We start from the raw sequence: 26,922 nt of genomic DNA on the forward strand, positions 1-26,922 counted from the left end.
GTCGGGTGCGCCTTTCGGTTCTGGGCGGGGCTCGTCGTCGAGGGCGGGTGTCGTGCGCCGTGGTGGAGGTCAGGCTCCCCAGCTGGCCTGCCGCCCGCCCACCCGTTCGGCGACGATCTTCTCGGCGTAGCCGGACGCGGCGTAGGCGGCCATCGGGTCGGGGTCCAGCCCCTGGTCGGCGCGCAGTTCGGCCAGCAAGGGGCGCACGTCGGTGTTGTAGGCGTCCATGAGCACCGCGTTGGCGCCGAGCACGTCACCGGCGGACTGCGCGGCGGCGAGGGCGTGCGCGTCCACCAGCAGGGCCTTGGCGGTGGCCTCCTGCACGTTCAGTACGGAGCGGATCTGGCCGGGGATCTTCGGCTCGATGTTGTGGCACTGGTCGAGCATGAACGCGATCCCCGCCTCCGGGGCCAGCCCACCGCCGCGTACCACCTCGTGCAGGATGCGGAAGAGCTGGAAGGGGTCGGCCGCCCCCACCATGAGGTCGTCGTCGGCGTAGAACCGCGAGTTGAAGTCGAAGCCGCCGAGCCGGCCCTCGCGGAGCAGGAAGGCCACGATGAACTCGATGTTGGTGCCCGGGGCGTGGTGCCCGGTGTCCACCACCACCTGTGCCTGCTCGCCGAGCCGCAGGCAGTGCGCGTAGGCGGTGCCCCAGTCGGGGACGTCGGTGGTGTAGAAGGCGGGTTCGAAGAGCTTGTACTCCAGCAGGATCCGCTGCTGCGGGCCGAGACGGTCGCGCACGGCGGCGAGCGCCTCGGCGAGCCGGTCCTGGCGGGCCCGGATGTCGTCCTGTCCGGGGTAGTTGGTGCCGTCGGCGAACCACAGCTTCAGGTCGCGGGAGCCGGTGGCGTCCATGACGTCCACGCACTCCAGCAAGTGGTCCAGCGCCTTGCGGCGGACGGCCGGGTCGGGGTTGGTGACGCTGCCGAGCCGGTAGTCGTCGTCCTGGAACACGTTGGCGTTGATGGTGCCGATCCGCACGCCCAGTTCGCGGGCGTGCTCGGCGAGGGCGGCGTAGTCGTCGACCCGGTCCCAGGGGATGTGCAGCGCGACGCTGGGGGCGATGCCGGTGTGGCGGTGCACCTGGGCGGCGTCGGCGATCTTCTCCTCCGGGGTGCGGGGGACGCCCGCCTGCCCGAAGACCTTGAACCGGGTGCCGCTGTTGCCGAACGCCCAGGACGGAAGTTCGATCTCCTGGTGGCTGAGCACGGCCCGCACGTCGCTGCTGATGGTCATGTCGCAAGGGCTCCTGATCTCTGGGTGTCGCAGAGCTGCGCCGCGACGATTGTAACGTTTTAAGTATCGGTGGAAAAGAGTGCCGATTGGGAGGCCGGGAGGGTGGACGGCGGTCCCGGTGGAGCTGGTCGCGGCGGTCACGGAGGCGCGGCGCCCGGCAGGCGAACGTTCGCCGTCGCGGTTCCACCCGGCACCGTGGCCCTCACTCCAGGTGGAAGATCTCGGTGAGCGGGACCATGGCCTCGTCCGGCCGGCCCTCGATGCCCTCGAAGAAGGGCGCCATCTCCGCCTGCCATCGCGCGTTCACGTCGGTTCCGGCCATGGCGGCGCGGGCGGCCTCGAAGTCGTCGGTCTCCAGGTACCCCACGACCAGGCCGTCGTCGCGGCTGAACAGCGAGTAGTTGCGCCACCCCGCCGCCGTGAGGGCGGCGCGCATCTCGGGCCAGACCTCGGCGTGCCGTGCGCGGTACTCCGCGAGCCGGTCCTGCCTGACGCGCAGCAGGAAGCAGACGCGCTGCATGGTCGTTCTCCTATCGCTCGGTGGTGCGCGGCCCGGTGCGGCGACGTGGTGCCGGCGGCCACGGTACGTGTTTTGGGAAGCGCTTTCCAGGCCTGGCCGGAGCCGCCGTCCGGAAGCGCCCCCGCGGCCCCGGACGGCGGACACCCCGACGCGGCTAGAAGTCGTAGTCGTCGATGTTGTCCGCGGTGAACACGGTGGGCGGGCCGAGAACCACCTCGCCGTCCGCGCCGACCTCGTACTCGCCCAGCCGGCCGGCCTCGAACGTCTCGCCCTCCGCGCCGGTGATCCGCCCGGCCGCCAGCGCCGCCCCGGCCCAGGCGGCGAGGTAGCCGAGATCGGCCGGGTCCCACAGCGCGAACGACTCCACCGTGCCGTCCTCGACGTACTCCCGCATCTGGTTCGGCGTGCCCAGACCGGTCAGGGCGACCTCGCCCCGGTACTCCGAGTCGCTCAGGTACCGGGCTGCCGCCGCGACCCCCACCGTGGTCGGCGAGATGATGCCCGCCAGGTCCGGATAGGAGCGGAGCAGGCCCTGGGTCTCCTGGAAGGACTTCTGGTCGTCGTCGTTGCCATAGGCGACCGTCACCAGCTCGATGTCGGCGTACTCGTCCTTCTCCAGTTCGCGCTCCATCAGCTCGATCCACGCGTTCTGGTTGGTGGCGTTCGGGGTCGCCGACAGGAAGGCGATCTGCCCGCTGCCGCCGATCTGGTCCGCCATCAGCTGCACCAGCGTCTCCGCGATGCCGGTCGCCGACGCCTGGTTGACGAACACGTCGCGGCACTCGGGGCCGGTGTCGGAGTCGAACGTGACCACGCTCGCCCCCGCCTGGCGAGCCTGGTTCAGCGCCCCACAGACGGCGTTGGGGTCGTTGGCGGCCGTGACGATCACGTCATTGGCCTGCTGGCTGAGCGTGTTGATGTAGCTCACCTGAGAGGAGGCGGTGGCCTCCGACGGCCCGACCTCCTTGAACTCCCCGGCGAACTCCGCCACCGCCTCCGCTCCGCCGGCGTCGGCGACCGTGAAGTAGGGGTTGTTGAGCTGCTTGGGCAGGAACGCCACCTGCAGGCCCTCGGGGATCGGGGCGTCGGGATCGGCGGCGGCGGTCGCCTCGGGGCCGCCGGCGTCCTGCGCGTTCTCACGGGTGGTGCCGCCGCACGCGGTGACGAACAACAGCGCGGTCAGCGCGCCGGCGAGTCCGGCGCGGTACGGGGATCGGAGCATGGGGGCCTCCCGGAGTCGGACGAACGGGACGGGGGACGGCGGCGGGCGGGTCAGCCGGCGCCGGCCGGTGCGGCACGGCGGCGCCGTCGGCGGGTTCGGGCGCGGTCGGCCAGGTTGGGGACGACGACGGAGACGATCAGCAGCAGGCCGGTGACGACGGTGAGCGTGTCGGAGGGCACGTCCGCGAGCTGCAGCGCGTTGCGGATGGTGCCGAGCAGCAGCACCCCGGCGAGCACGCCCGGCAGCGCGCCCACACCGCCGAAGATCGACACCCCGCCGAGCAGCACCGCGGCCACGACCGACAGCTCCAGCCCGGTGGCGTTGTCCGCGCGGGCGCTGCCGTATTGCATGGTCCAGAAGATCCCGGCCAGCGCCGCCATCGCGCCGGTCGCCACGAACAGCCACAGCTTCGCGCGCGGGACCGGGATCCCGGCGAACGCGGCGGCGTCCGCGTTGCTGCCGATCGCGAACAGCGACCGGCCGAACGCGGTGGCGTGCAGCAGCACCCCGAAGAGCACCGCGAACACGGCGATCAGCAGCGCGATCCACGGCACCGGCGTCCCCGGGATCGGCGCGGTGGCACCGCCCGTCCACGAGAACGGGAAGTCCGCGACCGCCCGGTCGCCGAGGACCACGTAGGCCAGCCCCCGGTACAGTGCCATCGTGCCGATGGTGACCGCCAGCGAGGGCAGCCGCGCCACCGTCACCAGCAGGCCGTTCACCAGCCCCAGCAGCGCGCCGAGCAGCAGGCAGAGCGGCACGATGAGCTCCAGTGCCCAGCCCGCCAGCCAGAGCCGGCCCAGGACGGCGCTGGTCAGGCCCAGAGTGCTCGCGACGGACAGGTCGATCTCGCCGGTCACGATCACCAGCGTCATGGGCAACGCGATCAGCGCGACCGCCGCCACGTCCAGGATCAGGAAGCCGGCGTTGCGGCCGGTGGCGAACCCGTCCACCAGGAGCGACGCCGCCAGTACCGACACCAGCAGCGCGCCCACCACCGAGGTCTCACGGCGGGCCAGTACCCCGGAGACGGGGGATCGCCGGGATGGGGACGCCGGGTGCGCGGTGCGCGGTGAGACGTCAGACTCGGTCATCTGCATTCCTCTGCGGTGCGAGAGAGAACGGGCGGGCGATCCGGCGGGGAGCGGTCACGGGCCCGCCCCCGTCCCGCCGGAACCGGTGGCACGCGGCCGGGTCGTCCGTTCACCGTCACGGAGACGGGTCGTCCGTTCACCGCCACGGAGACGAGTTGTCCGTTCACCGCCACGGAGACGGGTCGTCCGTTCACCGCCACGGAGACGGGTCGTCCGTTCACCGCCACGGAGGCTGCGAGCCGTCCGGGCCGCCAGCAGCCGGTCCATGCCGATCGCCACCAGGATGAGCAGGCCGACCACCGCCTGCTGCCAGAAGGGATCGACCCGCAGGACCGCCAGTGCCGAACCGATCGTGCTGAGCAGCGCCGCGCCCACCGCCGCGCCGAACACCGTGCCGCTGCCGCCGAAGATCGCCACCCCGCCGACCACCGCGGCCGCCACCACCTGCAGTTCCAGGCCGAGACCCGCGTTGGCGTCCAGCGTCCCGAACCGCGCCGCGTACAGCACACCGGCCAGCCCCGCGAACGCGCCGTTCACCACGAACGCGGCGAGCACCCGCCGGTCGACCGGGATACCCGACAGCCGGGCGGCGTCGGGGTCCGAACCGATGGCGTACAGCTCCCGGCCGCTCCGGTAGGACGCGAGGTACCAGCCGGTCGCCAGCATCACCACCAGCGCGACCACGGCGGGCAGCGGGATTCCGGCCACCCCGAACTGCCCCAGCCCGAGGAAGGCCCGCGGCATGTCGGCGGCGTTGATCTGCCGGCCCGCGGCCCACCAGTGGTCCACGCCGCGGAACACGTACAGGGTCCCGAGCGTCACGACGAGGGCGGGCACCCGCGCGACCGTCACCAAGGTGCCGTTGACCAGCCCGCAGGCCGCCCCCACGAGCACGCCCGCGAGCACCACGACCGGAATCGGCAGGGCGGGGGCGGACACGAACAGTGCGCCGGTGGCGAAGGCGGACAGCCCGAGGATCGACCCCACCGACAGGTCGACGTTGCGGGTGACGATCACCAGGGTCTGGCCGACCGCCAGCACGCACAGCAGCGTCGCGCCGAGCAGCAGGTCCCGGACGCTCTGGGCCGACAGGAACGCCGGGTTGACCAGCGCGGTGGCCGCGACCAGCAGGGCCAGCGCGAGCAGCACCCCGAGCTCCCGGACGCCGCGCGGCCGGGGACGGGCGGTGGTACGCGGAGCGCCCGTGCGGTCCGGCGCTCCGGTCGTGTCCGGTCCGGCACTCACGCGTGCCTCCTCTTCGTTCTGTGCCGATGGTGTGATCGCCAGCGGCCACCGCCGGAGCGGTGGCCGGGCACCCGCGCTGCGGCGCGCGGTCGCCATGGTGCGTCCGGGTGCCACGCCCCCGGTTCCGTGCCGCCGGTCCGGTGCCGAGGGGCGGTGGCGTATCGGGCCGCAGCCGGTGCGCCGCGCCCGGACGCCGGGGTCATGGCCACCGGGCGGCGCCTGGCCATCAGCTCGCGGGGGGCGCGGGGGGCGATGTCTCCGGAGGCGAGCATCAGACCCGCACCCCCGCGCCGCCGCCGGTGGCCGCGCGCATCACCGATTCCTCGGTGGCCGCGCCACGGGGAAGTTCGGCGGTGAGCCGCCCCTCGTGCATCACCAGGACCCGGTCGGCCATCCCGAGCACCTCGGGGAGTTCGCTGGAGACCATGAGCACGGCGAGCCCGCGCCCGGCCAGGTCGGCGAGGAGGCGGTGCACCTCCGCCTTGGTGCCGACATCGATGCCGCGCGTCGGCTCGTCCACGATGAGCACCCGTGGGGCGGTGGCCAGCCACTTGGCGAGGACCACCTTCTGCTGGTTGCCGCCCGAGAGGGTGGACACCGCGTCGTCCAGCCCCCCGGCCTTGACCCGCAGCCGCTCCGTCCACGTGCGCGCGGCGGCGCGCTCCGCGGAGCCGAGCAGCAGCCCGCCGCGGCTCAGCGCGCGGCGCAGGGTGAGGGTGGCGTTGCGCCGTACGGACAGCTCCATCACCAGCCCCTGCTGCCGCCGGTCCTCGGGGACCAGTGCCAGTCCCGCGGCCATGGCGGCGGCCGGGCAGCCGGGCGGCAGCCGCCGTCCCGCCACGCGCACGGTGCCCGAATCGTGGCGGTCGATGCCGAACACGGCGCGCACCACCTCGCTGCGGCCCGCGCCGACCAGCCCGGCCAGGGCGACGATCTCCCCGACGCGGACGGAGAAACCGACGTCGGCGAACACGCCGGTCCGGGTCAGCCCCTCGACCTCCAGCAGCACGTCGCCGGGCTCGGCGGTCCGCCGGGGGAAGAGGTCGCCGAGGTCCCGGCCGACCATCCGGCGGACCAGCGTGTCGACGTCGAGATCCGCGGCGGGGTCGGTGGAGACGTGACCGCCGTCGCGTAGCACGGTGACGCGGTCGCACAGGGCGAAGACCTCGTCGAACCGATGCGAGATGAACAGGATCGGGGTGCCGGAGTCGCGCAGGGAGCGGGCGACCGTGAAGAGCCGCTGCACCTCGACACCGGAGAGCGCGGCCGTCGGCTCGTCCATCACCAGCACCCGGGCGTCACGGGAGAGCGCCTTCGCGATCTCCACGAGCTGCTGGTCGGCAATGGACAGACCGCGCGCGGGACGGTCGGGATCGATCCGGACCCCCAGCCGGGCGAAGAGCGCGCGCGTGCGCTCGCGCAGCGCCCGGCGGTCGATCCGCCGGAACCGGCCGAGCGGCTGGCGTCCCATGAAGATGTTCTCGGCCACCGAGAGGTCCGGGAAGAGCAGCGGCTCCTGATAGATGACCGCCACCCCGGCGCGCTGGGCGTCGGCCGGCCCGGCGAACTCGGTGGGCACCCCGTTCACCTCGACCCGGCCGCTGTCCGGCCGGTGCGCACCGGCGATCGTTTTCACCAGGGTCGATTTTCCGGCCCCGTTCTCGCCGACGAGCGCGTGGATCTCCCCGGCCCGCAGCTGCAGCGAGACCCCGCGCAGCGCCTGCACGGTTCCGAAGGTCTTGGCCACGTCCACGAGCGCCAGTGGCGGGGGAACCGGTGGCGACGGGTCGGGCATGCCGGGCCTCCTGGTGGTCGGTGGCGTGGCCGGTTCAAAACGTTTTAATGATTCAGGACGTTAGGTGCATCACAGTCGGGGGTCAAGAGGGGGCGGCAAAGATTCGCTTCCGTGACCCAGTGCACGGAATCGGGGCGGTAGGCGGTGGCGGCGAGGCGCAGGCGTGCCGCCCGCCCCGAAGCCCTGGTGGACGCCACGGCCGCCCTGGGGGAGGGCTCGTCAGGGCGGGCACGGCGCCGGCCCGGCCGGACACCCGTCCACTCCGCGTGCCGGCGGCCCGGAACCGCGCGGCCGACCCGAATGCGGACCGGACCGGGGACCCGATGATCGCGTCCCCGCAAAGGCGTATCGAGAGATCGTCCCCAGCGTCACTGCATTGGTGACTCAGGACATCGGATCGTTGATGGGAATGTGTGCCTCTGTTCCGAGGCCGTCAGCGGCCGGTGACCGGTCGCCCCGGGCGCCGGTCAGTCGGTCGGCCCGATCGCGGCGTTGAGCGCGCGGACCCGCTGACGCATCCGGGCCCACGGTCTCTCGGCGTCGCCGCTCGGTGCGCTCCGGTCCGGGCCGGGCACCATGGGACCGACCCGGGTCAACGATCGCGGCGGGTGATGTGCGCGGCGGTGCGGTCGCGGTGCGCCAGAGTGTTGCTCGTGGTGCGGGCCTGCACGCGCATGAGACGGCGGGCGTCATCGGCGGCGGCGCGGGCGAACTCCGGCCGGGCGGCCTGGCGGCGTGCGGCAGGGTCCTCGTCCTCGGGCAGACCGAGGTTCTCGGGCAGCCCGGCGCGGCCGACGATCCGCAACTGCGCCGTCTCCTGGGAGACCGAGGGCCGGATATCGCCCGTGGGCGTCTTCCAGTTGCGCAGGCGGTGCTCCAGCCACTCCACGCCCTGGTAGCCCTCGCCGCGCGGCCACGGCAGGCCGTCGGGCCGGTGGCTGAGCGCGTGCAGCAGGTCGGCGGTCGACCACCCGGCGGAGAAGAACCGGGCGGCCTCGGCGCGCAGTTCGGCGAAGTCCACGCCTCGCAATGAGGAGTCGCGCTGCCGCAGCAGTTCACAGGCGTGGTGCACGTCGCGGCCGGTGTGCACCGGCTGCTGCAGCGGATCGGGCGCGGGGGGGTGCAGCAGTGTGTCCTCTACGGTCACGATGACGCTGCCGTCCCGGTTGTCCCAGATGCTCACCTGGTCGCGCGGCCAGCCCTGCGACTCCGCGAGGGCCGTGGCGAGTCTGCGCAGGTCGAGCCCGTCCTCCGACGAGATCCGGAACTCCGCCACGATCGCCTCCACACCTCTCAGCGGTTCGCCTTCCGACCAGGGTAGGGGGTCGGGGAGACGAACGTGCCTTGTGCTTGACTGGCAGGTGGCATAGACCAATTCGCAGGGGGCCTCGGCGTCCGGAGGTCGGTAGGGCGACACGGAGACGAGGTGGGAACGCCCTGGTCGCGGCCCCTCCGACGCCGGGCATGGCCGCATCCGGGCGAACCGGCGGGACCGACCGACGACACGGCTGGGAGGGCTGCGCGGTGAGGATGGCGGACAGCGGAGCCGCCGGGGCGAGTGCGACGGCGGTCGCCGATGGGATCGAGCTGATCCGCCTGGACTCCACCGCACCCCGGATCGCGGAGCTGCGCGCCGCCGTCCTCCGGCTGCGACTGGCCCCCGGCCAGCGACGGCTCAGCGGCGAGGCCACCACCACGCTGCCACGGGCCGACGTCGACCCCAACCGGTTCCCGTTCGCGGTCCTTCGGGGCGGCACCCCGGTCGGGTTCGGGATCATCGACCTGGTGGGCTGCCTGAGCGAGATCACCCCCGACCCGGAGCACGCCGTGCTGCTGCGGGCGTTCTACATCGACGCCGGCTGGCAGTGCCAGGGCATCGGCCGCGCCGCCTGCCGCGCTCTGGACCCGCTGGTCCGCGACATCGCTCCGCACGCCCGGGAGATCCTGCTCACGGTGCACGACCCCAACCCGAAGGCGCTGCGCGCCTACCTGGCGGGCGGCTTCGAACACACCGGCCGCCGCTACCTCGGCACCGAGGCACGGCCCCAGGTGGTCCTGCGCCGCCCAGTACGGGGATGAGTCCGGGCCGCCTGCCGTACCCCGGCGGGGCGCCGCTGGTCCGGGTGCGAGCCCCAGGCCGAGGCCGATGGGGGAGCGGAGCCGGGCCGGTTCCGCGTCCGTGACACCGGCCTCGTGAAAGCGGCCGGTGCGGTCCCTCGCCGAGAAGACGCGAGGGCGGGTTCGAGGGACAGGCCGCTCGCGCGGCGGTCAGTCCCGCAGGGTCGGCAGACCGGCCACGAGTGCCGCCAGGACGCGCTGGAGGGTGGGCAGGAAGGACGGGCAGGCCGCCGCGAGCTCCGGGTGCTGCTCGTAGAGCGCGGCGATGGTGGCCGGTGGGTGGGCGATCGGGTACAGCGCCCCGGAGATGGTGAGGGCGGCGCCGACCAGGTCGGTCGCCTCCTTCTCGGTCAGGTCCGGGCGGGCACGGAGGATCGCCGCGGCGACGTCGGCGTTGATCGCGTGCACCGTGCTCTTGAACTCGTACGCGGCCGTGAGGGAGACGTTGTGCTCCACGGTGCTGGAAAGCTGACCGAGCAGGTCGCAGAGAAGGGGACGGTCGGCGAACGGTTCGGTGAGCGCCGCCACGACGTCGGCCTCATGTGCCAGCCGGTCGGTGACGTCCTCGGCCCAGGCCCGCCACTGGATGGCGCCGAGGGCGAGGAAGATCTCCTCCCGCGTGCCGAAGTACCGCACGACGTTGGACTTGGCCAGTCCGACGACGTCCGCGACCTGTCCGAGGCTGACCCGGCGTACGCCGGACGTGGCGGCGAGCTCTTCGGCCGCCGCGAGGATGGCCACGCGGCGCTGCTCCTTGTGCTCGGGCCGCCGGGCGCGCAGGAAGCTCGGCTTGGACATGACCAGCACATCATACGGCCCGAGATAACGGAACACAGTTCTCTTGTTAAGAGTCCGATGGTCTGTTAGCTTTGTCGCGCTTCGCACGATCGAAGGGAGACACGTGGTCGAGGTGCGGATACGGATCAACGGAGTTGACCGTGAACTGGACATCCCACCGCAGGTCAGCCTGCTCGACGCCCTCCGCGAGCACCTCGGCCTCACCGGGACCAAGAAGGGCTGCGACCAAGGCGCATGCGGCGCGTGCACCGTCCTCGTCGACGGCGAGCGCATCAACTCCTGCCTGACGCTCGCCGTGCAGTACGCCGGCCGGGAGATCACCACGATCGAGGGCGTGGACCACCCGCTCCAGGAGGCGTTCGTCCGCAACGACGGCCTCCAGTGCGGCTACTGCACCCCCGGACAGATCTGCTCGGCGGTCGGCATGCTCGCCGAGCACCGGGCCGGCGCGCCGAGCGCCGTCACCGAGCCCCCCGGCGCGCCCGGCGGCGAACTGACCGGCGCCGAGATCCGGGAACGGATGAGCGGCAACATCTGCCGGTGCGCCGCCTACAACGGCATCGTCGACGCCATCCAGGAGGTCGCCAGATGAAGTCCTTCGCCTACCTGAGCGCCCCCGACATCGACACCGCCCTGCGCGCCGTCGCCACCGAACCCAACCCGCGGTTCCTCGGCGGCGGGACCAACCTCGTGGACCTCATGCGCGAGGGAATCGAACAGCCGGACACCGTCATCGACATCACCCGGCTGCCCCTCACCGACGTCGAGGAGCTTCCCGACGGCGGGGTGCGCGTCGGCGCGCTGGTGCGCAACAGCCACCTCGCCGCCGACCCCCTCGTCCGGACCCGCTACCCGGTGCTCTCCCAGGCGATCCTGCACGGCGCCTCCGGCCAGCTCCGCAACATGGCCACGGTCGGCGGCAACCTGCTGCAACGCACCCGCTGCATGTACTTCTACGACCACGCCACCGCCTGCAACCGCCGGGACCCCGGCAGCGGGTGCGCCGCCGCCGAGGGCTTCCATCGCAACACCGCCGTCCTCGGAACGAGCGATCACTGCTTCGCCGCCCACCCCTCGGACATGGCCGTCGCGCTGGCCATGCTGGACGCCACCGTGGAGGTCCGCAGCACGCGCGGCACCCGCCGCATCCCGCTGACCGACTTCCACCGGGCTCCCGGCGACACCCCGCACGTGGAGACCGAACTCGCGCCGGACGAACTCATCACGGCGGTGGAACTGCCGCCGTTCCCGGCCGCCGCCCGATCCCGGTACCGCAAGGTGCGCGACCGCGCCTCCTACGCGTTCGCGCTGGTCTCCGTCGCGGCGGCACTGGAGGTCGCCGACGACGGCACCGTTACCACGGCCCGGCTCGCCCTCGGCGGCGTCGGTACCCGCCCGTGGCGGGCGCGAACGGCCGAGGAGGTGCTGACGGGCGCGCCCGCCACCGAGGAGACGTTCGCCGAGGCGGCGGCGGCCGAGCTCGCGGCGGCGGCCGGCCGTCCGCAGAACGGCTTCAAGATCGACCTGGCGCGGCGCACCATCGTGGCGACCCTGCGCCGCCTGCTCACCGACTGGAGCGCGGCATGACCCAGACCACCACCACCGCCACCCCCACCACCGGCAGCGCCGTCGGCCGGCCGGTCGACCGCGTCGACGGCCGCGACAAGGTCACCGGCACCGCCCGCTACTCCGCCGAGCACCCCCTGCCCGACCTGACGCACGCCGCGCTCGTGCACGCCACCGTCGCCCGCGGCCGGATCACGGCGATCGACACGACCGCCGCCCGGGGCGTCCCCGGGGTCGTCGCCGTCCTCACCCACGAGAACGCGCCCCGCCTGCGCCCACCCCGGCCGGCGACCATGGCACGGCTGAGCAGCATGGCCGCCGGCACCACGGTGAACTACCTCAACACCGACGAGGTGCACTGGGACGGCCAGCCGGTCGCGGTGGTCGTCGCCGAGACGTCGGCAGCCGCACGCGAGGCCGCCGCCCTGGTACGGGTGGGCTACGAGCGGCTGCCCGCCGCCGTCGACTTCGCCGCCGAGCGCGGCGACGCCGCACCTCAGAAGGGCAACCCGATCATGCCCGCGTCGGCCGGCAAGGGCGACGCCGACGCCGCGCTCGCCGCGGCCCCGATCGCGGTGGACCACGAGTACACCACGCCGCCGCAGCAGCACAACGCGATGGAGCCGCACGCGACCACCGCGGTGTGGGACGGCGACCGGCTCACCGTGTACGAGAGCACCCAGAGCCTCGAATGGGTCCGCCAGCACCTCGCCGAGCGGTTCGCCGTGCCACCCGCCAACATCCGGGTCATCGCCGACCATGTCGGCGGTGGTTTCGGCGGCAAGGGCCCGCTGTGGGCCGGCACGATCGTGGCGACGCTCGCCGCCCGCGCGGTCGGCCGCCCGGTTCGGCTGTCGCTCACCCGCGAAGGGGTGAACCGGGTCGTCGGCGGGCGCACCCCCACCGTGCAGCGCGTCGCGCTCGGCGCCGGCACCGACGGCCGGCTGACCGCGCTCGTGCACACCAGCGTCGCCCGGATCGGACGGTCCACCGGCATGCCGGAGCCGGTCACCTCCCAGACCCGCGAGCTCTACGACGCGCCCAACATCCGGCTGGCGCAGCACATCGTCGAGATGGACCTGCTGCCCACCACGTTCATGCGCGCCCCCGGTGAGGCCGTCGGCACCTTCGCCCTGGAGTCGGCCGTGGACGAGCTGGCCTACGAGCTGGGCATGGACCCCATCGAACTGCGGCGGCGCAACGAGCCCGCGGTCAGCCCGATGGAGGGGCGGCCGTTCTCCCGCCGCCACCTGTCCGAGGCGTACGCCGTGGGCGCCGAGCGGTTCGGCTGGGCCGACCGCACCCCGGAGCCGCGGTCGATGCGGGACGGCCGCTGGCTCGTCGGAATGGGCGTGGCCAGCGCGTTCTTCGGGGCGAACCGGTTCGGCGCGAACGTGGCCGTGCGGCTCTCCGTGGACGGCGGCGTCCTCGTCCGCGCCGGGATGACCGACATGGGGATGGGGGCGGCCACCGCACAGGCGCAGATCGCCGCCGACGCGCTGGACGTCCCGGTCGAGACGGTCCGCGTCGAGTACGGCGACAGTGCCCTTCCGAGCATGCCCATGGGCGCGGGCGGGTCGACGCAGACGGTGAGCGTGGCCGGCAGCGTCCTGGCCGCGTGCGAGAAGCTGCGCCGCCGGGTGACCGCCCTCGCCCGCCGCACCGGGACCGTCGGCGCCCCGTACGCCGAGACGCTCGCCGCGGCCGACCTGCCGTCCGTGGAGGTGACGGTCGGCTCGGAGACCCGCCTGGGCCGCGTGGCCGGCCAGGCCCGCATGATGACCACCTTCATCCGCGACCGGATGCGCTGGGTCCGGGCCGGCTACGGCGCCCACTTCTGCGAAGTGCGCGTCGACGCCGACACCGGCGAGGTGCGGGTGTCCCGCTGGACCGGGGTGTTCGACGTCGGCACCGTCATCAACCCCAAGACCGCCGCCAGTCAGTTCCGGGGCGGCATCGTCATGGGGCTCGGCTCGGCGCTGTCCGAGCAGACCCTCGTCGACCCGCGCACCGGCCGCATCATGAATCCGGGCCTGGACACCTACCACGTCCCCGTGCACGCCGACGTCCCGCCGATCGACGTCACCTGGCTCGGCAGGCCGGACCCGACGACGCCCCTCGGCATGACCGGCGTCGGCGAGATCGGCACCACGGGCGTGGCGGCGGCGGTCGCCAACGCGGTCTTCCACGCCACCGGCCGCCGCGTCCGGGACCTGCCGATCACGCTGGACAAGGTGATGTGACGACGGACGGCCCGGCGGGTACCGCACCCGTGCGGTACCCGCCGTCCGAGGCGTGATGTTGCGGCCGGGCGGCGCGGCGGGAGAGGATCGACCCCGAGCCGCCGAGGAGCCGGAACCCGCCCGACCGGCCCGTCCGGATCTGCGCGCGGTGTACCGGCGAACGATCCAAGGAGCACCGCCCGTGACCACCGACCCGTACCAGACAGCCCAGGAAGCGGCCGCGGAACTGCGCGCCCGGACCGGGGTCGACTCCTTCGGGGCCGCGCTCGTCATGGGGTCCGGCTGGGCGCCGGCCGCCGACGCGTTCGACAAAGTGCTCGCCGAGGTCGAGGTCGGTGAGCTGCCGGGGTTCCTGCCGCCCAGCGTCGCCGGGCACAGCGGGCGGGTTCGGGCGGTCCGGCATGCCGACCGGGACGTGCTCGTCTTCCTCGGACGCACCCACCTGTACGAGGGACACGGGGCCGACGTGGTGGTGCACAACGTGCGCACCGCCATCGCGGCCGGGGCCGGGACCGTCATCCTCACCAACGCCGCCGGGGCACTGCGCGGTGATCTGCGGGTCGGCCAGCCGGTGCTGATTAGCGACCACCTCAACCTGACGGCACGGTCGCCGCTGACCGGCCCCCGATTCGTCGACCTGACCGACACCTATGACTCCCGGCTCCGGGAGGTGGCGCGCGAAGTCGATCCCGGTCTCGTCGAGGGGGTCTACGCGGCGCTGCCCGGCCCGCACTTCGAGACGCCGGCGGAGATCCGGATGCTCCGTAACCTGGGGGCGGACCTGGTCGGCATGTCGACGGTGCTGGAGGCCATCGCCGCCCGTGAGCTGGGCGCGCGCGTCCTCGGGCTGTCCCTCGTCACCAACGTCGCCGCCGGGCTGAGCGACCAGCCGCTGGACCACCTTGAGGTCCTGGCGGCCGGCCGGGAGGCCGCCGGAGACGTCGGGGCGCTGCTCGCGGGCATCGTCGGCCGGCTCTGATCCGTGCCGGCCCGCCGTCGTGCCGGTGGGCCGTGCGGCGGTCCGCTTGTCGTAGCGCACTGGCAACCTGTGCGGCATGGAGTTCGACGATCCCGACGAGATGCGGCGCGAGTGCACCGAACGGCTGGGTGAGAGCGCCGGAGAGCGGTTCGCCGCGATGGCGCGGCGGGGCTTCCGCCTGGAGCCGGCCGAGGAGAGCGCGGCCACCGGGCGGTGCCGGTTGGGCGGTTCGGCGCTGCTGGAACCGGAGACCGCCTGGCCGGAGCTCGGCGGGATCCCGCTGTCCCTGCACGCGGTTCTCGACACGGACGCGCTCGCCCCCTGGCTCGGCGACCAGCTCCCGTGCCGCCCGGGTCTGCTCAACTTCTTCTACCTGGACCCGGACCTGCCCTACGAGGACTTCCGGCACCTGGACGGCTTCGCCCCCGAAGCGTGCCGGGTGATCCCGGCCGAGCCGGACCGGGCGGTCGAGCGAACCGCCCCGAGCCGGGCGCGGAGCTACCCGGCCCAGCCGGTGTACGCGGCCGAGGTCACGATGCTCCCGGATTGCTGGGACGTCACGGATGACGACCTCCCCTTCGATCGCGAGGAACACTGGGGCGCCGAATCGCTGATCCTGGACACCTTCGGGGATCTGGACGGCAACAGCTCCGGCGACCATCAGGTGTTCGGCTGGCCCGGTCTGTCGCACGCGTCGGGGGTCAGCGCCGCCGGATACCGTGGCGAGCGGCGAGTGCACCTTCTCCAGCTGGCCGAGGACGACAACTGGGGCTGGGGAGACGCCGGGACCTTTTATTTCCTCATTCCGGAGAAGGCGCTCGCTGCGGGCGACTTCAGCCAGGCCGTGCCGGAAATGCGGTGCTGCTGAGCGGCCGCCGTGGCCGGATTTCGGACTGAAGAAAACCGGTGTTCGGTCCTCTCGCCGGAATGCGCAGGATAATCCGGTCGCGACGGCATTCCGGTTCCACTATGCTCGCGCTTCGGCAATGTGCACTGGCAATTCCGGGAATCCGCCGTACAATCATGGGACCAATCCCGAGCGGTGGAACGCCGTCCGCGACGCTTCCGTCCGCCATCGCCCGACGACGACGTCACGGCGCGGGACACCGGCACCCCGCCCCGATCGACACCGTGAAAGGTCTCCATGTCCGCCCACATCCCGCCCCACCTGCGGCTGGCACTCCTGCACGCCGGTGCGCACGCGGTCGTCTACCGGCGCCCCGATGGGCGGCTGGAGATCGGCCAGCGGGACGTCGTCGACCAGCGGTCCGTCGTCTACTCGCTGGACGAACTGCTCGCCGACGGTGTGCGCGGACTGCTGGGCTGGGAGCTGGTGGCCTGACGGTCCGCGCGGGCGCCGCGCTCAGCCGGTCGTGATCACGGCGGCCACCGCGGCGCTCAGCCCGTCCAGGTGCTCCGCCGCGCTCCGCCGGGCCGCCGCGACGTCCCGCCCGGCGGCCAGCACGACCTCCAGGTAGCTCTTCAGCTTCGGCTCCGTGCCCGAGGGGCGCAGCGTCACCCGCGCCTCCACCGGCCCGTGCAGGTGGAAGCGCAGCGCGTCGGTCGGCGGCAGCCCGCGCAGGCCGCCGGCGAAGTCCTCCACCGAGCGCACCTCCAGCGGGCCGAACGCCGTGGGCGGCTCCGCGCGCAGCCGGCGCAGCACCGCCCCGATGCGGGAGAGGTCGGCGACCCGGACCGAGAGCTGCCGTGTGACGTGCAGCCCGTAGCGGCGGGCCTGGTCGTCCAGCAGGTCGACCAGCGTGCGGCCGTCGCGCCGCGCCTCCGCCGCCAGGCCCGCGACCGCGAGCGCGGCGCCGATACCGTCCTTGTCGGCGACCGGCCGTCCGCCGTCGCCGGCCAGGCAGTACCCCAGCGCCTCCTCGTAGCCGAACACGTTGCGTTCCGACGCGTTCCCCGCGCGCACCAGCCACTTGAACCCGGTCAGCGTCTCCACATGCCGGACCCCGTGCGCGGCGGCGATCTTGGGCAGCAGCCCGGCCGAGACGATCGTGCTCGCGACCACCCGGTCGTCCCCCGACGTGCGGCGCAGCACGTGCTCGGCCAGCAGCCCGCCGACCTCGTCACCGGTGAGCAGCCCGTGGCCGGGCACCGCGACGGCCAGCCGGTCGGCGTCGGGGTCGTTGGCCAGCACCAGGTCGCTGCCGGCGCGCTCCCCGGCCGCCAGCGCCAGATCCATGGCGCCCGGCTCCTCCGGGTTGGGGAAGGCCACGGTGGGGAAGTCGGGGTCGGGCTCGGCCTGCTCCGCCACCACCGAAGGCGCTGGGAACCCGGCCCGCTCGAACGCCGCCAGCAGCGTGCCCGCGCCCACCCCGTGCAGCGGGGTGTAGCTGATCGCGACGTCGCGGTCCGGCCCCAGGGGCAGTGCCGTCACCGCCGCCAGATAGCGTTCGACGACCTCGTCGCCGAGCACCACCGGGTCACCGCCCAGCGGCAGGGCGTCGACCGGCCCCACCTCGTCGATGGCGGCGGAGATCTCGGCGTCCACGGGCGGCACGATCTGGCTGCCGCCGGCCGGGCCACTCCCGCCGACGTACACCTTGTACCCGTTGTCCTGGGGCGGGTTGTGGCTGGCCGTCACCATGACACCCGCGTCGGCACCGAGGTCGCGCACCGCGAAGGCGAGCACGGGCGTGGGCAGCGCCCGGGGGAGCAGCAGGGCGGTGCACCCGGCGCCGCCGAGCACCGCCGCGGTGTCCCGGGCGAAGACGTCGGACCGGTGCCGCGCGTCGTAGCCGATGACCACCGTGCGCCCGGCGCCGAGCCACCGGGCCAGGCCAGCGGCGGCGCGCATGACGGTCACCCGGTTCATCCGGTTCGGCCCCGCGCCGAGCCGCCCCCGCAACCCGGCGGTGCCGAACTCCAGCCGCGCGCCGAACCGGTCGGCCAGTTCCGCCTCGTCGCCGGAGGCCAGCAGCGCCGCGAGTTCGTCCCGCGTGCGCGGGTCCGGGTCCTGGGCCAGCCACGCCCGGGCGCGCTCGCGCAGCTCCACACCGTCCATCCCCGCCGTGTTCACTCTGGCCCCGCCCTTCCCCGGTCTCCCGGCCGCCACCGTCTGGGGGTACCGTACGGGATGCCCGAGCGTCCCCGCCGGGCGGGCGGCCCCGTGTCCGGGGACGCGGCTCCTACCCGGATCAGCGCTGCACCCAGCGCACCTCGTGCACGGGCGCGTGCTCGTCCCAGTGGTCCTCCCGCCACCGGACGAGCCAGACGAGCGCCCCGACCGGCCACAGCGCCAGCACCACGAGAGAGCCGAAGAACGGCGCCCACCACCAGGGATTGACGGGGTAGCGGTCCAGCGGGCCGGTGGCGATCCAGTCCATCACGAGGGCGAGCCCGACGGAGGGCAGGAACATCACCGGCAGCAGCACCAGCCAGAACCACGCGTAGGTCCGGACGATTTCCCCGGCCTTCAGCCGGGTCACCCCGTGGAAGGTGTACCGGGTCTCGGCCCCGCCGGCCTCGGAGTTGCCCCAGAGCGCCGGAGGTTCCTCGGTCACGTAGTAGCGCCCCAGCGGCAGGACCGGGGCGAACAACAGCCACACCCAGCGCACCGCGAAGCGCCGGTCGTCGGAGTCCTCGCGGCTGACGGGCACCAGGAGGATCCCGATGCCGTTGCACCCGCCGAGCCGGGGAAGCCGGTCGCCGCGAGCGGTCGAGAACGGGCGCACTTCTTCCGGCATGCGAGGATCGTAGGGCTCACTCCCAGCGGTGGCAATGGGGAACGAGGCGGTGATGCGGGGGCGGGGCCGCGCCTTCTCAGACGTGGACGACGGCGACGCGCTGCGACTTGGGTCGTTCGGGCTCCTCCACCAGCATGTTCATGTCGTCGGGGTCGCTGGTCAGCACGAGTACGGGACGGGCCTGCTGGAGCGCGGTCGCCGCGACCACGGCGTCGATGGCGCACCGGTGGCCGGTTAGGCCGGTCCGTCCAAGGAGGTCACCGGAGAGCCGACCGAGTTCCGGGGTCACCGGCAGCGCCGTGATACGCGGAAGCACCCGGTGTACCGTCGCGTCACGCGCATCGCCGCGCAGCACCTCTGTCAGGGTGATCGCGCTGACCATCACCCGGGCGCCCCGCCTTCGGGCAGTCTCCAGATACGCCCTGGCGCGCTCGTCACCGGCCGCGAGCTTGACCAGCCCCTCGCTGTCGAGGACGAGCGCGCCGCTTGCGACTAGTCGGCGTCCGGCCACGCCGCCTCCGCTTCCGCAATCAGGGACTCTGACACTCGACCGTGCTCGGCTTCGAGCAGGTCCGCCAGCTCCGCCAACAGGTCGAGCTCCAACTGGCGTGCGACGGCCTCCGTCACGTAACGGCTGAACTCACCACGGCCGACCCGCTGGTGGACAGCGGCAGTGAGTTCCTCAGGCATCGAGACGCTGACCTTGCGCGCCCGGCCCCCCAGGTCGGAAGGAGGGCCAGGTTCGCTGGCGACGGCTCTGCGGTATCTGTGGATGATCTCCTGAGTGGAACTTCGTTTCCCCAGGATGGCAGCGCTCAGCAGGAGAGCGCGCTCGTAGCCGGACGAGGTGTTGTCATCCAGCACTCCCTTGGCCCACTCCGTCGGCCTGACGGGCGGCTCGTCTGCGACCATTACCTGCTCCGATCCCCATGGCCGACTCCGCACAAGACCGATGCTACCAAGGGTGGCAAGATGGCGGAGAGGTAGAGGCAACAGCTCCTGAGCTAGCCCACCCGCTCGATCACCAGCGGCAACGGGTCGTACTCCCCGCCGATCTCGTATCCGTCGGCCAGCACCTCCGCCGCGCGGTCGAACCGCTCCGGCTCGTCGGCGTGCAGCGTGAACAGCGGCTGCCCGGCGCGGACGGGATCGCCCGGCTTCGCGTGCAGGGTGACTCCGGCCCCCAGGGCGACGGGGTCCTCCTTGCGGGCGCGGCCCGCGCCCAGGCGCCAGGCGGCGACGCCGACCGCGCGGGCGTCCAGGCGGGTCAGCGTGCCCGATGCGGCGGCCAGGACGGTGCGCCGCTCCCGGGCGGCCGGCAGTGGCGCGTCCGGGTCGCCGCCCTGTGCGGTGATCATCCGGCGCCAGGCGTCCATCGCCGTGCCGTCGGCGAGCGCGTCCGCCGGGTCCTTCGCGGTGGTCAGGCCGGCCGCGGTGAGCATCTCCCGGGCCAGCGTCACGGTCAGCTCCACGACGTCCCCCGGGCCACCGCCGGACAGGACCTCGACCGCCTCGGCCACCTCCAGCGCGTTGCCGACCTGCCGGCCGAGCGGAGTGTCCATCGCGGTCAGCAGCGCGATGGTCCGCACGCCGTGGTCGGCGCCGATCTCCACCATGGTGCGCGCCAGCTCCCGGGCCGCCGTCGCGGTCGGCATGAACGCGCCGGAGCCGACCTTGACGTCCAGGACGAGCGCGCCCGTGCCCTCGGCGAGCTTCTTGGACATGATCGAGCCGGCGATGAGCGGGATCGACTCCACCGTCCCGGTGACGTCGCGCAACGCGTACAGCTTGCGGTCGGCCGGCGCGAGTCCGCCGCCCGCCGCGCAGACCACCGCTCCGACGTCGCGCAACTGCCGCCGCATCTCCTCCGGCGTCAGCTCGGCCCGCCAGCCCGGGATCGACTCCAGCTTGTCGAGCGTCCCGCCGGTGTGGCCCAGGCCGCGCCCGGAGAGCTGCGGGACCGCGGCGCCGCACGCGGCGACCGTGGGCGTCAGCGGCAGCGTGATCTTGTCGCCGACCCCGCCGGTGGAGTGCTTGTCGGTCGTGGGGCGCGCCAGGCCGGAGAAGTCGAGCCGGTCGCCGGAGGCCAGCATCGCCTCCGTCCACCGGCTCACCTCGGCGCGGGTCATCCCGCGCCACACGATCGCCATCGCGAGCGCCGCCATCTGCTCGTCGGCCACCACGCCGCGCGTGTAGGCGCCGACCACCCAGTCGATCTGCTCCGGTGTCAGCTCCCGGCCGTCCCGCTTGGCCGTGATGACGTCGATGACGTCCATCCTGCCTCCCTCAACCTCTCCGTCGACGGCGGAGGGGGCGGGGCGAGCGCCCCGCCCCCTCCGGGCCCGCCGTGCCTACCGTCGCAGATCCTCCGGGCCGAACGCCTGCGGCAGCACCTCGGCCAGCGTGAGCACCCCCCGCGGGGTGTCCATCAGCAGCGCAGCCCCGCCGTGCTCCCACAGGAGCTGCCGGCAGCGCCCGCACGGCATCAGGGTGCGCTCGGCGCCGTCCACGCAGGTGAAGGCGGCCAGCCGTCCGCCGCCGCTCGCCCGCAACGCCGAGACCAGGCCGCACTCCGCGCACAGGCCCAGCCCGTAGGAGGCGTTCTCGACGTTGCACCCCACCACGGTGCGGCCGTCGTCCACCAGCGCCGCGGCGCCCACGGGGAAGCCCGAGTACGGTGCGTAGGCGTTGCGCATCGCCGCCACGGCCGCCGCGCGCAACGCCGGCCAGTCCACCTCGGGCGCGGCCGTCATGAGCCGCCCCGCGGCCGCCATTGCCGGCCCACCGCGGCCGGCGCCCGCAGGCGCTGGGTGGCGAGCGCCATCACCAGGAGGGTGGCGATGTGCGGGCTGTAGGTGACCAGTTCGCGCGGCAGCGTGTCGGTGAACGCGAACCACGCGCCGAGCACCACGGCCAGGGCCACCGACACCACGGCGGCGACGCGCCGCCCGCGCAGCCACTGGTACACCGCCACCGCCAGCAGCGCGATGGCGATGAGCAGCAGCAGCGCGTGCACCGCGGCGGTCGCGCCGCGCACCTGCAGGGCGTCGGTGTAGCCGAACAGCCCGGCGCCCATGGCCAGCCCGCCCGGCCGCCAGTTGCCGAAGATCATCGCCGCCAGGCCGATGTAGCCGCGCCCGTTGGTCTGCCCCTCCTGGTAGATGTTCGAGGCCACCATGGCGAGGAACACCCCGCCCAGGCCGGCCAGACCGCCGGACACCAGCACCGCCAGGTACTTGTACCGGTACACCGGCACCCCCAGCGACTCGGCGGCGTCGGGGTTCTCCCCGCATGAGCGGAGCCGCAGCCCGAACGGGGTCTTCCACAGGATCAGGAACGACGCCGGCACCAGCAGGATCGCCAGCAGCGTGATCACCGACATTCCGGTGGTCAGGCCGATGATCAGCCCGGCGAGGTCGGAGACCAGGAAGATCCGCTGCTCCTGCACCGGCCCCAGCACCTCGGCCACGAACGGCACGCTGAACCGGGGGAATCCCGGCAGCGGCGGCGACTGCGACGCCCCGCCGCCGGGCGCCTCCTGGAAGAACAGGATCGACAGGTAGCGCATCGCCCCCACGGCCAGGATGTTGATGGCCACGCCGGACACGATGTGGTCCACGCCGAACGTCACGGTGGCGAGGGCGTGGATCAGCCCGCCGAGCACCCCGCCGAGCACGCCGGCCGCCAGACCGGCCCACGGGTCGCCGGTGACCCAGGCGACGTAGGCGCCGCACCAGGTCCCGAAGACCATCATCCCCTCCAGGCCGATGTTGACGATCCCGGCCCGTTCGGCCCACAGACCGCCGAGCCCGGCCATTGCGATCGGCACCGCGAACGCCAGCGTCGCCTGGACGGTGCCGCTGTCGGTCAGCGGGTTCTGCCCGGTGAGGGCGCGCACCGCGGACAGCGCGGCGAACGCCGCCAGCACGACGAGCGCGATCCACAGCCCGCGCCACCTGCCCAGCAGCCGCGCCGGGGCGGACGGCGTGTCGCGGGGCGCCGTCCTGTCCATCGTCTGCGTCATGACGTCGCCACCTTCACCCGGCCGAGCTCCCTACCCACCTGCTGCTGCTCGTACCGCCGGCCCCAGCGGTGCACGAGCTCGTACACCACGACGACGGTCAGCACGATCGTGGCCTGCGTGACCACGGCGATCTCCTTGGGGATGCCGTCGATGTCGAGAATCTGCGACGACTGGTTCAGGAACGCCCAGAACAGCGCCGCGAACGCGATTCCCGCCGGATGGTTGCGGCCCAGCAGCGCGATCGCGATGCCGGTGAAGCCCAGCCCCACCGGGAAGTCCAGCGCATAGTAGTGCGAGTCCCCGAGCAGTTGCGGCATGCCGACCAGCCCGGCGACCATCCCGGAGATCACCATGGACGCCACCACCATGCGGCGGACGTTCACGCCGCTGGCCTCCGCCGCGCTGGCCGACTGGCCGGTGGCGCGCAGGTCGAAGCCGAACCGGGTCCGGTTCAGCAGCGCCCAGTAGCCGACCCCGACCGCCACCGCGAGCAGCGTGAGACCGAAGATCGGCCGGCCGGCGCCCATGAACTCGGTCGGGATCCCGGGGATCCAGCCGCTCTCCGGGATCGGCGCGGTGCCGATGTTGTTGCTGCCGATGTTCACGGCCAGCCGGTCCGTGCTCAGCAGGTAGGCCGTGATGCCCGTGGCGATCGAGTTCAGCATGATCGTGGAGATCACCTCGGAGACGCCCCGCGCGACCTTCAGGTACCCGGCGATCCCGGCCCAGACCCCGCCCACGGCCACCGCGACCAGCAGGATCGCGATCTGGTGCAGCACCGGCGGCAGCGCCCAGGCGGCGCCGGCGGCGGCCGCGAGCAGCGCGGCCAGCCGGTACTGCCCGTCGACGCCGATGTTGAACAGCTTCATCTTGAAGCCGATGGCCACCGCCACCGCCGACAGGTAGTACGTGGTGCCGGTGTTGATGACGGTCACCACGCTGTTCGGCTCACTGCCGTAGCTGAGCATCCGGCCGAACGTGTACACCGGGTCCACGCCGGTGGCCACCAGCACCAGGGCGGTGAGCGCGAACGCCAGCACCCCGGCCACGGCGACCGCGACGAACGCCAGTGCCAGCGTCGTGGCCATCCGCCGGTACAGCAGCGGCCCGGCCAGCGAACCGGCCAGCGCGCCCAGCGCGTAGGCGACCGGCTCGATCAGCCACAGGTCGGCGATCACCCCCGTGAGCAGGCCGGTCACCACGGCCAGCACCAGCGAGGTCGGCGCCACCAGCCCCCGCCGCAGGGCGCTGCTCTCGCCCTCGCCGGACGCCGTCAGCAGCACCCCGGCGACACAGGCGACCGCGACGCCGATCGACAGCGCCGCCGGCGCCAGCAGCGCCAGGTCCAGCAGGAAGGTGCCCAGCACGCCCAGCACGCCGGCCACGCCGAGGACCAGCGGCGTGGAGAGGTTCCTGAACTTGGCTGTCATCGCCGTCATCGCGCGGCCTCGTCTTCCGTGCTCGATCCGGGCCGCCGTTCGGCGGGCGCCGCGGCGTCGAGAGCCGCCCCGGTCATGGCCGACCCCAGCTCCTCGGAGGTGACCGTGGCGGGGTCGGCCTGCGCGACCAGCCGGCCGCGCAGGATCACGTGCAGGGTGTCGGACATGCCGATCAGCTCGTCCAGGTCGGCCGAGATGAGCAGCACCGCCAGCCCCCGGGCCCGGGCCGCCCGCAGGTGGTCCCAGATGGCGGCCTGCGCGCCCACGTCGACGCCGCGGGTGGGGTGTGCGGCGAGGACCACCTTGGGGTCGCCGCTCATCTCGCGGCCCACGATGAGCTTCTGCTGGTTGCCGCCGCTCAGCGCGTCGGCGTTGACGTCGATACCCGGCGTGCGCACGTCGAACTCGGCGACGATCCGCTCGGTGTCGGCCCTGGCCCCGGCGCGGTCGATCCAGGCGCCACGGACGTTGGGCCGCCGCGTCTGGTGGCCGAGGATCCGGTTCTCCCACAGCGGCGACTCCAGCAGGACGCCGTGCCGGTGCCGGTCCTCCGGGATGTAGCCGATGCCGGCCTCGCGGATCGCGCGCGTCCGCCAGCCGGTGATCGGTGTGCCGTCCAGGGTGACCCGGCCGGCGGCGACCGGCCGCATCCCCATGATCGCCTCGATCAGCTCCGCCTGGCCGTTGCCCTCGACCCCGGCGATGCCCACGATCTCGCCGCGGTGGATGTCCAGCGACACGTCGTCCACCACCGCGCGGCCGTCGGGCGCCTCGACGCGCAGGCCCTCCAGCCGCAGCGCCGTCTCGGCGGTGACCGTCGACTCCCGCAGCTCGGGCACCGGCAGCTGCCCGCCCACCATCAGGGTGGCCAGCTCGCGGGCGGTGGTCCCGGCCGGGTCCACCGACGCCACGGTGGTGCCGCGCCGGATCACGGTGATCGTGTCGGCGACCGACAGCACCTCGTCCAGCTTGTGCGAGATGAAGATCACGGTGAGGCCCTCGCGCTTGAGCTCGCGCAGGTTGTCGAACAGCTCGTCGACCTCCTGCGGCACGAGCACCGCGGTGGGCTCATCGAGGATGATGGTCCGCGCGCCCCGGTAGAGGACCTTGAGGATCTCCACCCGCTGGCGGTCGCCGACGCCCAGCTCCTCCATCAGCCGGTCGGGCCGGACGCCCAGGCCGTACTGGCCGGACAGCTCGGTGACCCGGCGCCTGGCCGCGGCCCCGATCCCGTGCAGCCGCTCGGCGCCCAGCACCACGTTCTCCAGCACGGTGAGGTTGTCGGCCAGCATGAAGTGCTGGTGGACCATGCCGATCCCGTGCCGGATCGCGTCGGAGGGCGTGTTGAGCTGCACCGCCTGCCCACCGACCAAGACCTCGCCCTCGTCCGGCCGGTGCATGCCGTACAGGGTCTTCATCAGCGTCGACTTGCCGGCGCCGTTCTCACCGACGATGGCGTGCACGGTGCCCGGCGCGACGGTGATGTTGATGTCGTGGTTGGCCACGACTCCGGGAAACCGTTTGGTGATCCCGCGCAGCTCGACGGCGGGAGGTGCCGCCCCGCCGTCGGATCGCGTGCTGCTCATTCCACTCCTCGGTCGATGGTGATCCGTCCCGCGCCTGCCTGGCACGGCACGGTGGCGACGTCGACGGTCGGGCCCGCGGTGCGGTCCCCGCCGTCAACGCGCGGAACCGGGCCGTCCAGGGCACACTCCCTGGACGGCCCGGCTCGTCAGACCCGGGTCCGGCCCCGATCGCCGGCGGTACGGACCGCCGTGCGCCCGGGGCGGGCCCGCGGCCGTGGACCCCGACGGGTCACGGCTCGGTCGGGACCTCGATCTCGCCGTCGATGATTTGCTGCTTCAGCTCATCGAGCCGGTCCTGGATGTCGCCGATCTGCTCCTCGTTGCTGGTCGTGTAGTCGACACCGCCGCTGGCCAGGTCGAAGCGCTGCACACCGGACTGGGCGTCGCCGTCGGCGACCGACTGCACGAACTCGAACACCGCGGTGTCGACCCCCTTGACGGCGGAGGTGACCACGTACGGCTTCTGCTCGTCCGAGGCGTTCTGGTACTGGTCGCTGTCGACCCCGATGAACATGGCCTCGCGCTCGGCCACGGCCTCCAGCACGCCGTTACCGGAGGCGCCGGCGGCGTGGTAGATGACGTCGGCGCCGGCGTCGAGCTGCCCCTCGGCGGCGCGCTGCCCACGCGCGGGGTCCTGGAAGCCGCCCATGTCCGGCGGCTGCGTCAGGTACTGCACCTCGACCTCGATGTCGGGGTCGACCTCCGCCACACCGGCGACGAAGCCCGCCTCGAACTTGTGGATCAGCGGGGTCTCCACGCCGCCGATGAAGCCGACGTGGTCCTCCTCCGTCTTCAGCGCCGCGGCGGCGCCGGCGAGGAACGACGCCTGCTCCTCGGCGAAGACCAGGCTGGTGATGTTGTCGACATCGTCGATCTCGTCGTCGACGATCGCGAAGTGGACGTCCGGGAAGTTCGGCGCGACGTTCCGCATGGGCTCGGCGTAGGCGTAGCCGACCCCGATGACGACGTTGTAGCCCTCCTCCGCCATCAGCGTGAGGCGGTTCTCCTTGTCGCTGTCCGACTCGCCCTCGGTGGGCTCGATGTCCTGGACATCGGTGACGCCGAGCTCCTCCTCGACCTGCTGCAGGCCGCGGTAGGCGGAGTCGTTGAAGGACCGGTCCCCCCGGCCGCCGATGTCGTAGGCGAGTCCGACACGGATGTCCGAGGTCCCGGCAGAGCCGCCGTCGTCCTCCCCCGTGTCGCCTCCGCCGCTGCTGTCACAGGCCGTCATGGCCAGGCTCAGTGCGCCGGCCGCCGCGATGGCGGCGAATCTGGCGACGAACTTGCGCTTCACGCTTTCCTCCCGTTGGGCCCTCGGCGGTGCGCACACGCGCGTCATCGCCGGGTCGTGCAGCG

General features: G+C 73.2%; 25 protein-coding genes. 7 read left to right on the forward strand and 18 right to left on the reverse strand.

Annotation, left to right across the window (positions count from 1 at the left end):
* Positions 1–69: 69 nt before the first annotated feature.
* From rhaI to ACFQRF_RS18160, 7 genes are all read right to left on the reverse strand, one after another.
* Positions 70–1,236: an L-rhamnose isomerase gene (gene rhaI / locus ACFQRF_RS18130; protein ID WP_379872297.1), complete on the reverse strand. Its 1,167-nt coding sequence runs from the start codon at positions 1,234–1,236 to the stop codon at positions 70–72.
* Between the two features lie 202 nt (positions 1,237–1,438).
* Positions 1,439–1,756, reverse strand: coding sequence for an L-rhamnose mutarotase (locus tag ACFQRF_RS18135; RefSeq protein WP_379872298.1), 318 nt, complete (start codon positions 1,754–1,756; stop codon positions 1,439–1,441).
* 154 nt (positions 1,757–1,910) lie between these two features.
* The gene (gene rhaS / locus ACFQRF_RS18140) at positions 1,911–2,978 is read right to left on the reverse strand and encodes a rhamnose ABC transporter substrate-binding protein (RefSeq protein WP_379872299.1); all 1,068 of its coding nucleotides are present in this window, start codon (positions 2,976–2,978) and stop codon (positions 1,911–1,913) included.
* Positions 2,979–3,028: 50 nt separating this feature from the next.
* Positions 3,029–4,072: an ABC transporter permease gene (locus ACFQRF_RS18145; protein WP_379872300.1), complete on the reverse strand. Its 1,044-nt coding sequence runs from the start codon at positions 4,070–4,072 to the stop codon at positions 3,029–3,031.
* A gap of 54 nt (positions 4,073–4,126) precedes the next feature.
* On the reverse strand, positions 4,127–5,317 hold the full coding sequence (locus ACFQRF_RS18150) for an ABC transporter permease (protein WP_379872301.1): 1,191 nt from the start codon (positions 5,315–5,317) through the stop codon (positions 4,127–4,129).
* Between the two features lie 271 nt (positions 5,318–5,588).
* A complete protein-coding gene (locus ACFQRF_RS18155; protein ID WP_379872302.1) occupies positions 5,589–7,112 on the reverse strand; it encodes a sugar ABC transporter ATP-binding protein in 1,524 nt (507 codons plus the stop codon).
* Positions 7,113–7,704: 592 nt separating this feature from the next.
* On the reverse strand, positions 7,705–8,388 hold the full coding sequence (locus tag ACFQRF_RS18160) for a hypothetical protein (RefSeq protein ID WP_379872303.1): 684 nt from the start codon (positions 8,386–8,388) through the stop codon (positions 7,705–7,707).
* A gap of 254 nt (positions 8,389–8,642) precedes the next feature.
* On the opposite strand from ACFQRF_RS18160, the gene ACFQRF_RS18165 reads away from it, so the two are divergent.
* Entirely contained in the window at positions 8,643–9,191 is a 549-nt protein-coding gene (locus ACFQRF_RS18165) for a GNAT family N-acetyltransferase (protein WP_379872304.1), read from the forward strand.
* A gap of 189 nt (positions 9,192–9,380) precedes the next feature.
* On the opposite strand, the gene ACFQRF_RS18170 is transcribed toward ACFQRF_RS18165, so the two are convergent.
* Positions 9,381–10,028, reverse strand: coding sequence for a TetR family transcriptional regulator (locus ACFQRF_RS18170; protein ID WP_379872305.1), 648 nt, complete (start codon positions 10,026–10,028; stop codon positions 9,381–9,383).
* A gap of 103 nt (positions 10,029–10,131) precedes the next feature.
* Between ACFQRF_RS18170 and ACFQRF_RS18175 the strand changes: the two genes are divergently transcribed.
* The 6 genes from ACFQRF_RS18175 (at position 10,132) to ACFQRF_RS18200 (ending at position 16,158) form a co-directional block, all read left to right on the forward strand.
* Positions 10,132–10,620 carry a 2Fe-2S iron-sulfur cluster-binding protein gene (locus tag ACFQRF_RS18175; protein ID WP_379872306.1) on the forward strand — a complete coding sequence of 163 codons (489 nt, stop codon included), beginning with the start codon at positions 10,132–10,134 and terminating at the stop codon, positions 10,618–10,620.
* Positions 10,617–11,615: an FAD binding domain-containing protein gene (locus tag ACFQRF_RS18180; RefSeq protein WP_379872307.1), complete on the forward strand. Its 999-nt coding sequence runs from the start codon at positions 10,617–10,619 to the stop codon at positions 11,613–11,615. The genes ACFQRF_RS18175 and ACFQRF_RS18180 overlap by 4 nt, the downstream gene beginning before the upstream one ends.
* Positions 11,612–13,837: a xanthine dehydrogenase family protein molybdopterin-binding subunit gene (locus ACFQRF_RS18185; RefSeq protein ID WP_379872308.1), complete on the forward strand. Its 2,226-nt coding sequence runs from the start codon at positions 11,612–11,614 to the stop codon at positions 13,835–13,837. Before ACFQRF_RS18180 ends, ACFQRF_RS18185 begins: the two co-directional genes overlap by 4 nt.
* 181 nt (positions 13,838–14,018) lie before the next feature.
* Entirely contained in the window at positions 14,019–14,816 is a 798-nt protein-coding gene (locus ACFQRF_RS18190) for a purine-nucleoside phosphorylase (RefSeq protein WP_379872309.1), read from the forward strand.
* A 76-nt stretch (positions 14,817–14,892) separates the two neighbouring features.
* Entirely contained in the window at positions 14,893–15,684 is a 792-nt protein-coding gene (locus ACFQRF_RS18195; RefSeq protein ID WP_379872310.1) for a DUF1963 domain-containing protein, read from the forward strand.
* Positions 15,685–15,960: 276 nt separating this feature from the next.
* Positions 15,961–16,158, forward strand: a complete 198-nt coding sequence (locus ACFQRF_RS18200; RefSeq protein WP_379872311.1) for a hypothetical protein — start codon at positions 15,961–15,963, stop codon at positions 16,156–16,158.
* Positions 16,159–16,179: 21 nt separating this feature from the next.
* Here ACFQRF_RS18200 and ACFQRF_RS18205 read toward each other — a convergent pair whose 3' ends face one another.
* The 10 genes from ACFQRF_RS18205 to ACFQRF_RS18250 all read right to left on the reverse strand — a co-directional run bounded on the left by ACFQRF_RS18205 (position 16,180) and on the right by ACFQRF_RS18250 (position 26,860).
* Positions 16,180–17,835: a phospho-sugar mutase gene (locus ACFQRF_RS18205; RefSeq protein WP_379872312.1), complete on the reverse strand. Its 1,656-nt coding sequence runs from the start codon at positions 17,833–17,835 to the stop codon at positions 16,180–16,182.
* A gap of 133 nt (positions 17,836–17,968) precedes the next feature.
* On the reverse strand, positions 17,969–18,517 hold the full coding sequence (locus ACFQRF_RS18210; RefSeq protein ID WP_379872313.1) for a hypothetical protein: 549 nt from the start codon (positions 18,515–18,517) through the stop codon (positions 17,969–17,971).
* 76 nt (positions 18,518–18,593) lie between these two features.
* Complete coding sequence (locus ACFQRF_RS18215; RefSeq protein WP_379872314.1) at positions 18,594–19,028, reverse strand: type II toxin-antitoxin system VapC family toxin; 435 nt, start codon at positions 19,026–19,028, stop codon at positions 18,594–18,596.
* The gene (locus ACFQRF_RS18220) at positions 19,010–19,429 is read right to left on the reverse strand and encodes a hypothetical protein (RefSeq protein WP_379872315.1); all 420 of its coding nucleotides are present in this window, start codon (positions 19,427–19,429) and stop codon (positions 19,010–19,012) included. The genes ACFQRF_RS18215 and ACFQRF_RS18220 overlap by 19 nt, the downstream gene beginning before the upstream one ends.
* A gap of 92 nt (positions 19,430–19,521) precedes the next feature.
* Positions 19,522–20,793 carry a thymidine phosphorylase gene (locus tag ACFQRF_RS18225; RefSeq protein WP_379872316.1) on the reverse strand — a complete coding sequence of 424 codons (1,272 nt, stop codon included), beginning with the start codon at positions 20,791–20,793 and terminating at the stop codon, positions 19,522–19,524.
* Positions 20,794–20,868: 75 nt separating this feature from the next.
* Positions 20,869–21,270 (reverse strand): cytidine deaminase, encoded by a 402-nt coding sequence (locus ACFQRF_RS18230; RefSeq protein ID WP_379872317.1) that lies wholly within the window; start codon positions 21,268–21,270, stop codon positions 20,869–20,871.
* On the reverse strand, positions 21,267–22,541 hold the full coding sequence (locus tag ACFQRF_RS18235; protein ID WP_379872318.1) for an ABC transporter permease: 1,275 nt from the start codon (positions 22,539–22,541) through the stop codon (positions 21,267–21,269). The genes ACFQRF_RS18230 and ACFQRF_RS18235 overlap by 4 nt, the downstream gene beginning before the upstream one ends.
* Positions 22,538–23,980 (reverse strand): ABC transporter permease, encoded by a 1,443-nt coding sequence (locus ACFQRF_RS18240; RefSeq protein ID WP_417498560.1) that lies wholly within the window; start codon positions 23,978–23,980, stop codon positions 22,538–22,540. The genes ACFQRF_RS18235 and ACFQRF_RS18240 overlap by 4 nt, the downstream gene beginning before the upstream one ends.
* A complete protein-coding gene (locus ACFQRF_RS18245; protein WP_379872320.1) occupies positions 23,977–25,566 on the reverse strand; it encodes an ABC transporter ATP-binding protein in 1,590 nt (529 codons plus the stop codon). Before ACFQRF_RS18245 ends, ACFQRF_RS18240 begins: the two co-directional genes overlap by 4 nt.
* A 229-nt stretch (positions 25,567–25,795) precedes the next feature.
* Entirely contained in the window at positions 25,796–26,860 is a 1,065-nt protein-coding gene (locus tag ACFQRF_RS18250) for a BMP family lipoprotein (RefSeq protein WP_379872321.1), read from the reverse strand.
* Positions 26,861–26,922: the final 62 nt, after the last annotated feature.

This window comes from Marinactinospora rubrisoli, assembly GCF_042664915.1.
In the GTDB taxonomy this organism is placed as follows: Bacteria; Actinomycetota; Actinomycetes; order Streptosporangiales; family Streptosporangiaceae; genus Marinitenerispora; species Marinitenerispora rubrisoli.

What these genes read in the sequence shown, in the direction of transcription:
- ACFQRF_RS18220 (WP_379872315.1), bottom strand. Translation starts at nt 19,429, where the DNA reads ATGGTCGCAGACGAGCCGCCCGTCAGGCCGACGGAGTGGGCCAAGGGA.
- ACFQRF_RS18200 (WP_379872311.1), top strand. Translation starts at nt 15,961, where the DNA reads ATGTCCGCCCACATCCCGCCCCACCTGCGGCTGGCACTCCTGCACGCC.
- ACFQRF_RS18240 (WP_417498560.1), bottom strand. Translation starts at nt 23,980, where the DNA reads ATGACGGCGATGACAGCCAAGTTCAGGAACCTCTCCACGCCGCTGGTC.
- ACFQRF_RS18155 (WP_379872302.1), bottom strand. Translation starts at nt 7,112, where the DNA reads ATGCCCGACCCGTCGCCACCGGTTCCCCCGCCACTGGCGCTCGTGGAC.
- ACFQRF_RS18230 (WP_379872317.1), bottom strand. Translation starts at nt 21,270, where the DNA reads ATGACGGCCGCGCCCGAGGTGGACTGGCCGGCGTTGCGCGCGGCGGCC.
- ACFQRF_RS18135 (WP_379872298.1), bottom strand. Translation starts at nt 1,756, where the DNA reads ATGCAGCGCGTCTGCTTCCTGCTGCGCGTCAGGCAGGACCGGCTCGCG.
- ACFQRF_RS18225 (WP_379872316.1), bottom strand. Translation starts at nt 20,793, where the DNA reads ATGGACGTCATCGACGTCATCACGGCCAAGCGGGACGGCCGGGAGCTG.
- ACFQRF_RS18245 (WP_379872320.1), bottom strand. Translation starts at nt 25,566, where the DNA reads ATGAGCAGCACGCGATCCGACGGCGGGGCGGCACCTCCCGCCGTCGAG.
- ACFQRF_RS18165 (WP_379872304.1), top strand. Translation starts at nt 8,643, where the DNA reads ATGGCGGACAGCGGAGCCGCCGGGGCGAGTGCGACGGCGGTCGCCGAT.
- rhaS (WP_379872299.1), bottom strand. Translation starts at nt 2,978, where the DNA reads ATGCTCCGATCCCCGTACCGCGCCGGACTCGCCGGCGCGCTGACCGCG.
- ACFQRF_RS18205 (WP_379872312.1), bottom strand. Translation starts at nt 17,835, where the DNA reads ATGGACGGTGTGGAGCTGCGCGAGCGCGCCCGGGCGTGGCTGGCCCAG.
- rhaI (WP_379872297.1), bottom strand. Translation starts at nt 1,236, where the DNA reads ATGACCATCAGCAGCGACGTGCGGGCCGTGCTCAGCCACCAGGAGATC.
- ACFQRF_RS18235 (WP_379872318.1), bottom strand. Translation starts at nt 22,541, where the DNA reads ATGACGCAGACGATGGACAGGACGGCGCCCCGCGACACGCCGTCCGCC.
- ACFQRF_RS18210 (WP_379872313.1), bottom strand. Translation starts at nt 18,517, where the DNA reads ATGCCGGAAGAAGTGCGCCCGTTCTCGACCGCTCGCGGCGACCGGCTT.
- ACFQRF_RS18170 (WP_379872305.1), bottom strand. Translation starts at nt 10,028, where the DNA reads ATGTCCAAGCCGAGCTTCCTGCGCGCCCGGCGGCCCGAGCACAAGGAG.
- ACFQRF_RS18145 (WP_379872300.1), bottom strand. Translation starts at nt 4,072, where the DNA reads ATGACCGAGTCTGACGTCTCACCGCGCACCGCGCACCCGGCGTCCCCA.
- ACFQRF_RS18185 (WP_379872308.1), top strand. Translation starts at nt 11,612, where the DNA reads ATGACCCAGACCACCACCACCGCCACCCCCACCACCGGCAGCGCCGTC.
- ACFQRF_RS18195 (WP_379872310.1), top strand. Translation starts at nt 14,893, where the DNA reads ATGGAGTTCGACGATCCCGACGAGATGCGGCGCGAGTGCACCGAACGG.
- ACFQRF_RS18180 (WP_379872307.1), top strand. Translation starts at nt 10,617, where the DNA reads ATGAAGTCCTTCGCCTACCTGAGCGCCCCCGACATCGACACCGCCCTG.